Source organism: Ligilactobacillus salitolerans (genome assembly GCF_003864415.1).
In the GTDB taxonomy this organism is placed as follows: Bacteria; Bacillota; Bacilli; order Lactobacillales; family Lactobacillaceae; genus Ligilactobacillus; species Ligilactobacillus salitolerans.
This window is the reverse complement of record NZ_BFFP01000060.1, coordinates 1-9,555: the sequence shown is the minus strand read 5'-3', so window position 1 is coordinate 9,555 and position 9,555 is coordinate 1. Positions and strand designations below refer to the sequence as shown.

7 protein-coding genes, 1 rRNA gene and 1 riboswitch are annotated in these 9,555 nt (G+C 45.5%); all 8 genes read right to left on the bottom strand.

Translation table 11 applies throughout. The features are described from left to right. Positions 1–297: ribosomal RNA gene (locus LFYK43_RS11665) — 16S ribosomal RNA — on the bottom strand; the annotation flags it as partial. Between the two features lie 560 nt (positions 298–857). Further along, positions 858–2,129, bottom strand: a complete 1,272-nt coding sequence (gene serS / locus LFYK43_RS11660) for a serine--tRNA ligase (RefSeq protein ID WP_124978486.1) — start codon at positions 2,127–2,129, stop codon at positions 858–860. 325 nt (positions 2,130–2,454) lie between these two features. Next, entirely contained in the window at positions 2,455–3,867 is a 1,413-nt protein-coding gene (locus tag LFYK43_RS11655) for an amino acid permease (protein ID WP_124978488.1), read from the bottom strand. Between the two features lie 280 nt (positions 3,868–4,147). Beyond that, positions 4,148–4,323, bottom strand: a riboswitch (Lysine riboswitch). 378 nt (positions 4,324–4,701) lie between these two features. Beyond that, a complete protein-coding gene (gene budA / locus LFYK43_RS11650) occupies positions 4,702–5,421 on the bottom strand; it encodes an acetolactate decarboxylase (RefSeq protein ID WP_124978484.1) in 720 nt (239 codons plus the stop codon). Positions 5,422–5,460: 39 nt separating this feature from the next. Further along, complete coding sequence (alsS, locus tag LFYK43_RS11645; RefSeq protein WP_124978482.1) at positions 5,461–7,146, bottom strand: acetolactate synthase AlsS; 1,686 nt, start codon at positions 7,144–7,146, stop codon at positions 5,461–5,463. Positions 7,147–7,204: 58 nt separating this feature from the next. Next, the gene (locus LFYK43_RS11640) at positions 7,205–7,696 is read right to left on the bottom strand and encodes an Rrf2 family transcriptional regulator (protein WP_124978480.1); all 492 of its coding nucleotides are present in this window, start codon (positions 7,694–7,696) and stop codon (positions 7,205–7,207) included. Positions 7,697–7,712: 16 nt separating this feature from the next. Further along, positions 7,713–8,234: a GNAT family N-acetyltransferase gene (locus LFYK43_RS11635; protein WP_158609246.1), complete on the bottom strand. Its 522-nt coding sequence runs from the start codon at positions 8,232–8,234 to the stop codon at positions 7,713–7,715. A gap of 64 nt (positions 8,235–8,298) precedes the next feature. After that, positions 8,299–9,093: a zinc-ribbon domain-containing protein gene (locus LFYK43_RS11630; RefSeq protein WP_124978476.1), complete on the bottom strand. Its 795-nt coding sequence runs from the start codon at positions 9,091–9,093 to the stop codon at positions 8,299–8,301. Positions 9,094–9,555: the final 462 nt, after the last annotated feature.

Here is a 9,555-nt window from a genome sequence, read left to right as displayed (position 1 = left end):
TTGGTAGGCCGTTACCCTACCAACTAGTTAATACGCCGCGGGCCCATCCAGAAGCGACAGCTAAAAGCCGTCTTTGCCCGACCGACCATGCGGTCAGTCGGTTGATGCGGTATTAGCACCTGTTTCCAAGTGTTATCCCCCTCTTCTGGGCAGGTTGCCCACGTGTTACTCACCCGTTCGCCACTCGCACTGTTAACGCTGAGTGCAAGCACTCATTGTCAACAGATTGCGTTCGACTTGCATGTATTAGGCACGCCGCCAGCGTTCGTCCTGAGCCAGGATCAAACTCTCATTTTAAAAGTTTGTGACTCATAAATTTTACTAGCGAATTGACTTCGCAAATGTTGTTTGCACTTACCATTCGGTAAGCGACCTCACACATTTGATTTGTCGAAACTTTGTTCAGTTTTCAAAGATCTACTATATATAAGAATTAACTTCTTAAGTATATCATCGTGGCTGCTAACGGTCAAGGTAGAACTTGAACCGCGACGCAACTTTTAAAGTATATCAATTTCTCTGAATGAAGTCAAGAGAAATTTTAACTTTTTTTGAAACGATCAAATCAACATTTCTTCGTCTCAAACGACAAGAACTATCATACCAACGATCTCAGCTATCGTCAACACTTTTTTTAATTTTTCTCTTTTTTTATTAAATCACGAATTCAATATTGTGAACAAGACTTTACTGCGTTTTTTTACGATAATTGTAGCTACAAAACAATTAATAGTTCGTCTTTTAACTAGAGGATTTTCCTGTAATTATCTAAAACTTTTAAAGCTATTTTTTACAAACAAAAAATGCAGCCCAGCAGTCTTTGATTTGCTGCCGAGCTGCAGTAATTTGCCCGAGTCTTATTTCGTAATTTTTTCTACGCCGTGCATGTAAGGACGTAATACTTCTGGAATGGTGACTGTGCCGTCTTCATTCTGATAGTTCTCTAAAATAGCAGCAACGGTCCGACCGACTGCAAGCCCAGAACCATTCAAGGTATGCACGAAGTTTAACTTGCCGTTTTCATCGCGGTATTGGATATGCGCGCGCCGGGCTTGGAAATCTTCACAGTTAGAGCAGCTGGAGATCTCACGGTAAGTGTTTTGGGCGGGCATCCAAACTTCCAGATCATGTGTCATCGCCGCGCTAAAGCCCATGTCTCCAGTCGATAAGGTGATCACATGATATGGTAAGCCCAGTTTTTCCATGATGCTGCCGGCATTGGCAGTCATCTTTTCTAATTCATCGTATGATGTCTCTGGTTTAGTATATTTCACCATTTCAACCTTGTTGAATTGATGCATCCGGATCAAGCCGCGGGTATCACGGCCAGCACTGCCGGCTTCAGAACGAAACGATGGGCTCAAAGCCGTGACATACACAGGCAGCTTCTCATCAGGAATAACTTCATCGCGATAATAGTTAGTCAGCGGCACTTCAGCGGTCGGGATCATTGTCATGTTTTGGTCTTGGATCTGATAGACGTCTTCCTTAAACTTAGGGAATTGACCCGTCCCGTACATGGAAGCATCATTCACAATATAAGGAGTGATCATTTCCAGGTAACCTTCTTTTTCATGCTCATCTAACATGAAGTTATACAAAGCACGTTCCAGTTTAGCACCAAGACCCTTATAGTAGACGAAGCGTGCACCAGAAACTTTAGCTCCCCGTTCAAAATCTAAGATGTCCAGGTCTTCTCCCAGATCCCAGTGAGCTTTAGGTTCAAAATCAAAATCCCGCGGTGTTCCGACTTTACGCAACTCAACGTTTGCTTCTTCATCTGGTCCAACTGGGATCGTTTTGTTAGGCAAATTGGGCAAACGAGCGGCCATATCGTTGACCTTAGCCACAGATTCCTCAGCCTTGACATCTAATTCCTTGATTTTAGCGCCAACTGCACGCATTTGAGCAATTGCCTCGCTGGCATCTTCTTTATTACGTTTAGCCAGAGCGATCTTTCCAGAAACATCATTGCGCTGACGCTTGAGTTCTTCAACCTCATTTAACAGTTGCCGCCGCTGTTTATCCTCGGCCAAAAGTCGATCGATCTCTTCAGGCGCAACTCCTCTGGTCCCCAATCTTTCCTTATATTCATCAGGTTGTTGTCTGATCATTTTGACATCTAACATCACAAGCACTCCCTTAATTTGATTTTGACTAACTGCATAGCATTCTGTCTCAATTTGTCGGGTAAAATAAAAAAACAAGCCCTTCATCCCGACAATTGGGACGAAAGACTTGTTTTCGCGGTACCACCCAAGTTCAGATCCATTGATCCGCACTTAATTAAGTTAACGGTTGCCCGTGCAGCATTACCTGCCCATCTCACGGATCCACTGGAATTTCAGCTTCACAGTTTCCACCAGCCACTGTGTCTCTTTGATGCCTACTTATGGTGATCCACGACGTTTATCTATCTGAATAAGTTAAATATAGCCGAATCTAACCGAAATTTCAAGCTTTCTTCTCTGCTTTTTCTTTTTTCGTGTGATGCGGTGTCAGATCAACTTCCTCTAAGGGAATCAGCTTTGTTTTATGCTTGACCTTATAGTAGATAAACAAAATTAGGAACAGCGGGACAGACATGTATGAGAATGAAATTGCCTTCCAGTCAAAAACAGCGAAGGAATGCAGGTCTTGCCCGAGGATCACTAGGATACACAAGACTAAAGCCAAGAGCGGACCTAACGGGAACCATTTAGCGTGATAACGCAGTTCGGACAGGTCATGTCCTTGTGCCTTGAAAGCACGTCTGAAACGATAATGCGACAGCGCGATCCCGACCCAGGCAATAAAGCCGCTCAGGCCACTGGCTGCAACTAAAAAGTTATAGATCTCAGAGCCAAAGATGCTGGTACAAAATGTCAGCAGACCAACAAATGTCGTTCCCAGTAAGGCAGGCATCGGGATCCCCCGTCCATTAACACGGCCGAAGATTTTCGGTGCATCACCGGTAACTCCAAGAGAAAACAGCATCCGCGCGGAAGCGTACATCCCGGAATTAGCCGCCGAAAGGACCGAGGTCAAAATAACGGCATTCATCACACCAGCAGCCGATGCCAATCCAGCACGCCGAAAGACTAAGGTAAAGGGACTGATCGTCACGTCTGCAGCGTCCGACCCCAACAAATTAGGGCTGGTATAAGGGATCAAGGCTGCGATCACGAAAATCGACAAGATGTAGAAAAGCAAGATCCGCCAAAAAACTTGTTTGATCGCCTTAGGAATACTTTTTTCCGGGGTAGCTGATTCACCAGCCGTAATCCCAATCAATTCCGTGCCTTGAAATGAGAAACCGGCAACGACGAAGACAGACAAGATCGCTGGCATTCCGCCAACAAACGGCGCTTTTTTGTAAGTAAAGTTTTCTAAATACGTCGCGTGACCAGACATGATCCCAAAAATTGTCAAAAAGCCGACGATCAAAAAGATCACAACTGTCACAACTTTGATCAAGGCCATCCAGTATTCGGTTTCACCAAAGGAACCAACTGACAGGGCATTGATCAAGAAAATGATCAACAAAGCCGCCAGACTAAAAGTCCAGCTCGGCACATGCGGGAACCAGAATTTCAGGACCAATCCAACAGTCGAGATATCGACCGCTAAAGTAATGGCCCAGTTAAACCAATAATTCCACCCCATCGCAAAGCCCATCGCAGGATCCACGAATCTGCGTGCATAGGTCGCAAAGGAACCTGTCACCGGCAGGTAAGTTGCCATCTCACCCAATGATGTCATCAAAAAATAAACCATTAAGCCAATCGCAATATAAGCGACCAAAGCCCCGCCTGGCCCAGCACTTGAAATCGCCGACCCGCTGGCAACGAAAAGCCCCGTTCCAATACTTCCGCCTAAAGCGATCATCGATAAGTGCCGGGTTTTTAAAGAACGGTTGACCCCAGTTTCTTCTGACTTAGCACTCGTGGCGACATTCGAGGCGGCTGTTGCAGGTCCCTGACTTTGGGTCTGCGCGCCTGCCCCTGTAAATTCATCTTGTTGCAAATTCTTTCCCTCCAAATAATTATTATTCGAAGAGGCGACCAAGAAACACCAATAAAATATAAAAAGGGCGTGATCCTCATCATCGAAAATCACGCCCGCTTGATATCCTATCAACAAATCATCCCGAATTAACGGCAAATAACATCTCGATAGCGCCCCGTGAGTAATACTCACGACAGTTCTCAGCCTATTGGACTGAACCCCAGACTCACACGCGGAAAAACGTTGAATCTTCGGCAACTTCCCCTTTCACTGAACCTCCGTCGTTTTCCCGACTAAATTCAGCTACTGATGAAAGTCGCAACCTCTTTTCGATAAAGTCTATTATAAAAGCATCTTCTGCGATAAAGCAAGTAAATTTTTTAAACTAACTCTCTAAAAGGTTGAAAATTAAGCTGGAACACCCAAACCTTTGCTTGCCAATGAAAGACCTTTGATCTTATTAAAAATGCTAAAGGAAAACTTTGGTTCGCTTCCCAGATGTATTTCTGAAAAGCCATTTTTCAAAGACAAAAATTTGCTGGCGGTTTGGCAGTTGTTTTAAAAAACTTATCGCTCACCCCGAGCCAACCAAATAATATCTTAAGCGTGAGCCGCTGTATATTTTAACTTGCAGCCCGCCCAGACCCCCAGTGCCTGCCAAATCAGCCAACAAGAGACAGAAAAAAGCAGCCCCGTTAAAGGACTGCTTTTTGTCTATGATTCAGAACGTTCAATCTCTTCGTTCATCTTTTCCAAATCAAATTCTTTTTCCATAAATTCCTGGTTATCTAACGGAAAATGCTGTTCCACGGAACCGAAAGGCTGCAAAGTCAATTCTGCTTCTTTGACTGTAAAGTCCAGCAAATGTCCGCCAAGAGTCTTGGCATCATTCAGGTAGTGCAAGTGAAAGCCGGCTGAAGCCATGCCTTGGAACAAATAAGGCGAGAAATAACCCACGACAGTTCCAACCCCGTCTTCTTCGGTGAAGACCGCTTGCCGGTCAGCCACAGCAGATAACGGCGGATAAGGCCGTTTTTGTTCAGCGACTGCACGAGTCTTAACTTGAGAGAAAGTTCCGGTGATTTGAACTGCAAAGAAAACATTTTGCAAAGCATGTTCTGTCAGGATCTTATCACCCAACTGCTTTTCCGTCAGGTTGTGAACCGTACTGCCGGTCAGCTCGTGGTCAGCAAAATGAACCGTGGCAAATGGTAGCTGAGTTTCGTCTGGCAAAAGCAAAACTTCACCACTGCTTTTAACCAGGTAGGCCTTGCCGTCTAAAACGATCATCTCGCCGCCTAGTCCAGTTGCCGTTCCGATCCCAGTATCTCCATGCTTTAACAGGTCTCCCAAGGACATAGTCCCCTCAAACAGACCAGGAACCAGCATGGCCAAAGTCCCATGCTGATATAGTTTAGTTAAATCTTGAGCCAAAATAAAACCTCCTGTCAAAATTTTCGGTTTGTGCTTTTTTTAACGCAACTGATCGTCCAACAATTGCTTGCCCAATTCTTGGTTGAAGCTGTAATCGACCGGAATATCGACCACGACAGGACCTTGAGCTTTGAAGGCTTCATCCAAGACTTTTTCTAGGTCGCCAGCTTTTTTTACCCGCATGCCCTTGGCACCGAAACTTTCGGCATATTTGACAAAATCGACCGGTCCAAAGTGGACTGCAGCTGATTGACCGTACTTCATTTCTTCTTGGAATTTAACCATATCGTAGTTGCCGTCATTCCAAATCAAATGCACGATGTTTAAGTTCAAACGGACAGCTGTTTCCAGATCTTGAGCTGAGAATAAGAAGCCACCATCGCCAGAAACAGAAACGATCTTAGTTTCCGGACGAACTAAAGCAGCGGAAATCGCCCAAGGCAAAGCCACACCCAAAGTCTGCATCCCGTTACTAAACAACAAATGCCGCGGGTTATAACTGCGGAAGTGGCGCGCCATCCAGATGTAAAAACTGCCGACGTCGACAGTCACCGTCATATCATCTGTGATGCGTTCCTGCATCGCTTGGATCACAGCTAAAGGATGGGCTTGAACCTGGCCTTCTTCTATAGCAGGCGGTTCATCCCGCAACTTCAGCTGGTCGCGCAGCTGATCCAAGATCTTTTCAGCTTCTTCCGGCATCTTAAAGCCTTTCATGTACGGCAAAAGGAATTCGAGCGTCTGTGAAATATCCCCGACTAATTCACGGCGCGGCTGGAAGTTTTTATCCAATTGAGCGGCCATCGAATCGATCACAACGATGCTCCGGTCAGGATTGGTGTTCCAGTTACGCGGTTCATATTCAACCGGGTCATAGCCGATCGCGATCACAAGGTCGCTTTCCTTTAATAATTTATCCCCCGGCTGGTTACGGAACAAACCAACACGGCCGAAGAAATCATCCTCTAATTCCCGTGAGATGATGCCCGCACCTTGGAATGTTTCCACGACCGGCAGATGCGTGTCGCGGACTAAGTTGCGGATCGCCGTTGTTGTACTTGGGTCTGAAGCCCGCATCCCGACCAGCAAAACTGGCAACTTAGCTTTTTTGATCCGTGCAGCCAACAATGTCGATTCGATCGGACTAGCTGGTCCTAAGGTCGGAGCCGGCATTGGAGCCAAGACATCCGTTTTAACCTCGCTGTCAGTTACGTCTTGCGGAATCGAGATAAAACTAGCACCTTGTTTTGAGGCTTCTGCTTCTTGATAAGCATTAGCGATCACTTCAGAAATATTGTCCGGATCTTGGACTTCAGCATCATATTTGGTGATCCCGGTAAAAACTGATGTGTTATCCATGCTCTGGTGAGTCAAGCGCAACAAGTCAGTCCGCTGAACTTGACCAGAAATTGCCAGGACCGGATCGCCTTCAGTCGTGGCCGTAGCCAAGCCAGTCGCCAAGTTAGAAGCCCCGGGACCGGAAGTAGTGATCACAACACCAGGCTGTCCAGTGATCCGCCCGATACCAGCTGCCATAAAGGCGGCATTTTGTTCATGGCGCGTTAAAATAAACTGAGGGGCATTCTTACTGGTCGGATGATCCAGCTTTTCAAAGACCCGGTCGATCTTCGCGCCTGGGATACCAAAAACATATTTGACATCATGATTGATCAAGCTATCAACGATGGCATCTGCACCGTAATATTTTTCCTTCTTCTCTGTCATAAACTTTCTCCTTTTTGTTTGAGACAATGTTTCACTAACTATCTAATTACCATTCAGATCAATTTTTGTTTTGCTGTTCTTGCACAATTTCATTCCAATCGACCAACGGGATCTCTTGCACTTTGAACGTTTCCCACAGAATATCTTGCACCGTCATCGACCCTATGTAAGCGGCCCAGCGGCTGTCAGCTTGATGAAAGACATTGGTGATCGCAGCATCCGCCTCAGTCGCTAACGAAGCAAAATCCTTAAAAGCCCGTTTGAAAAAGCCGTTGTCCGGAAATGTATCCACGGGGCCTTCCGTTGCATGATAGACTTCGAGGAGATTGATCTCGGCTGGCTCCTTAGCCAGAGTAAAGCCGCCGCTATTTCCGGAAACTGAGTTGATCAAGCCCCCGACAACAAGCTTGCGCATGATCTTATGCAGGTAGGTGGCTGAACCGCCCAATGTGGCATTAATGACCCCAGAAGAAACGGGGATCCCTTTTTCTTGTGTTGCCAGCATTGCTACAATACATGCCGCCTGTTCAAATCCCTTGGTTAAATGCATTTTCTCAAAACCTTCCTTAATCTTGAGTTAATCTAGTTTCAAATAACAATTCTACTTTTTTTTGGTCCATTTCACAAACGTTAAAAATCTCTCTTTGTCCCCGCTGTCTAAAACCAGCCTTAAGCAGGACTTTTTTGGAAGATTCATTTTCTTGAAAAACCCGCGCCCGTAAGAATAAAATGCCTTGCAGCTGCTCAAATGCACACAGTTCGATCAAGGCTTCAGTCATATAGCCCTGCCCCCAAAAATCCTGATTCAAAGCGTAGCCCACTTCAAGCCCAGACCTATCAACCGTGCCATCCGGCTTAATGATCGGAAAAGCCCCGATGTTGCCGATCACTTTAGCAGTCTGTTTATCTTCTAGCGCATAAATGCCGATCTGCCTGAGATACTGCACAAAAGCAAAAGCATCGCGTTTAGTAGCTAAGGGAGTGAAGTTGGCATTGGAAGCAACTTCTTTTTGGGAACCGTAAGCTAAAACATCCACCCAATCCTTACTATTAAACTGACGTAACAACAGTCTTCGGGTCTCCAGCATCTGTCGTCGCTCTCCTTTGAGAAATAGCGCAAATTCCACTGCCGTCATCAAATTACTCTGCCAATTATTTTGGACTGTGGTCTTGCCCAGGATCCTTTTTGCCCGGCTCTTCAAAAGTGTAAGTATTCTTTTTACGGTGCTGAGGTAAAGCTGCGATGACCAATGCCGCCAGATCTCCGCCGCCAGGAATAAAGAGCAGCAGCGCCAGATAAGCCGGCAATTCAATATCATGCAGTCTGCGGATCAATCCGGTCAACAAAGCAACGTAGAAAAAGGCCAGCCAAGCTGCAAGCCCTGCTTTAAAGACGGTATCTGCAGCTTGCGGACCCAGTCCATTTACGAGCGAGACACACAGACTCAAGCAGATCCCGACTGGAACTGATAACAAAAATGTCCCCAGTAAGCCCAGCCAAAAATCAGCCCGACCCATTCTCTTGTTGACCTTCAGCCAGTCATGCACAAAGAGCTTGGTCGAGGTTATGATCCCAGGCATGAGGGACTCGTTTTTCCCGAGAACATGGACCTGCAGCCCATCCTTTTGTGCTAGCTTGAGAAAAGCCCGCAGCTTTTTAGGATCGCTGATTTTGATCGTCGGGATATCTTGCGGCTGCTCTGCCTTTGCTGCCTGTTCTTTTGCCTCGTCTTTTTCTCCTTGCGGCTGCCGTTCTTCCCACAAGATCTTAGCCTGATCCATACCGCAGTAATAACAAAAGTTGGCATTCACGGGGATCTTCTTGGCACACCGTTTGCAAGCCTTCGTTTCGCTATCCGGCTGTCCAGTCTGCTGCAAGGTCCCGCAAAAAGAACAGTTGATCCCGTCAGCTTCATTCTTCTTTCCACATCTCTGACAATAATACATTCAGTACTTAACATCCTTTCTGAGTGAACGGCACACGTCAGGAAGCCTCAGTCTGACACTCACGATGAAGCCTCACAGACCTGTTCTTTTAAAAACAGCACATTTCACTTCATTATAGATTATAGCATGATTTCAAAAAGCCTACTAAAGATAAGCGAATTTCTTCAGGCGCGAACTTCCAAGCCAAGCGTTCATTGTTAGCCCTGCTTTTTCACAAATTTTTAAATTTTTAGTTATTATTTTTATTAATTGTTGTAAACTTGAACAAGGAACTTTACTCTATACAAGATTGTCTAATAGAAGAAAAGCAACTTTTCCTATCTAGATCACTCTAAGTGTAAAGTTTTGGTTGGTTTTAAAAAATTAGGGCTTTTTCTTCTAGTTTGAAAGTTCACAATGTCGTGCAGGCTAAAAATAGTGCTTGCTTAACACCAAAAAGGACTATTATCCTTATACATGTAA

Excerpts from the sequence above, each read along its gene's own strand:
- serS (WP_124978486.1), bottom strand. The coding sequence starts at position 2,129 with ATGTTAGATGTCAAAATGATCAGACAACAACCTGATGAATATAAGGAA.
- LFYK43_RS11655 (WP_124978488.1), bottom strand. The coding sequence starts at position 3,867 with ATGATCGCTTTAGGCGGAAGTATTGGAACGGGGCTTTTCGTTGCCAGC.
- alsS (WP_124978482.1), bottom strand. The coding sequence starts at position 7,146 with ATGACAGAGAAGAAGGAAAAATATTACGGTGCAGATGCCATCGTTGAT.
- LFYK43_RS11640 (WP_124978480.1), bottom strand. The coding sequence starts at position 7,696 with ATGCATTTAACCAAGGGATTTGAACAGGCGGCATGTATTGTAGCAATG.
- LFYK43_RS11635 (WP_158609246.1), bottom strand. The coding sequence starts at position 8,234 with ATGCTGGAGACCCGAAGACTGTTGTTACGTCAGTTTAATAGTAAGGAT.
- LFYK43_RS11630 (WP_124978476.1), bottom strand. The coding sequence starts at position 9,093 with ATGTATTATTGTCAGAGATGTGGAAAGAAGAATGAAGCTGACGGGATC.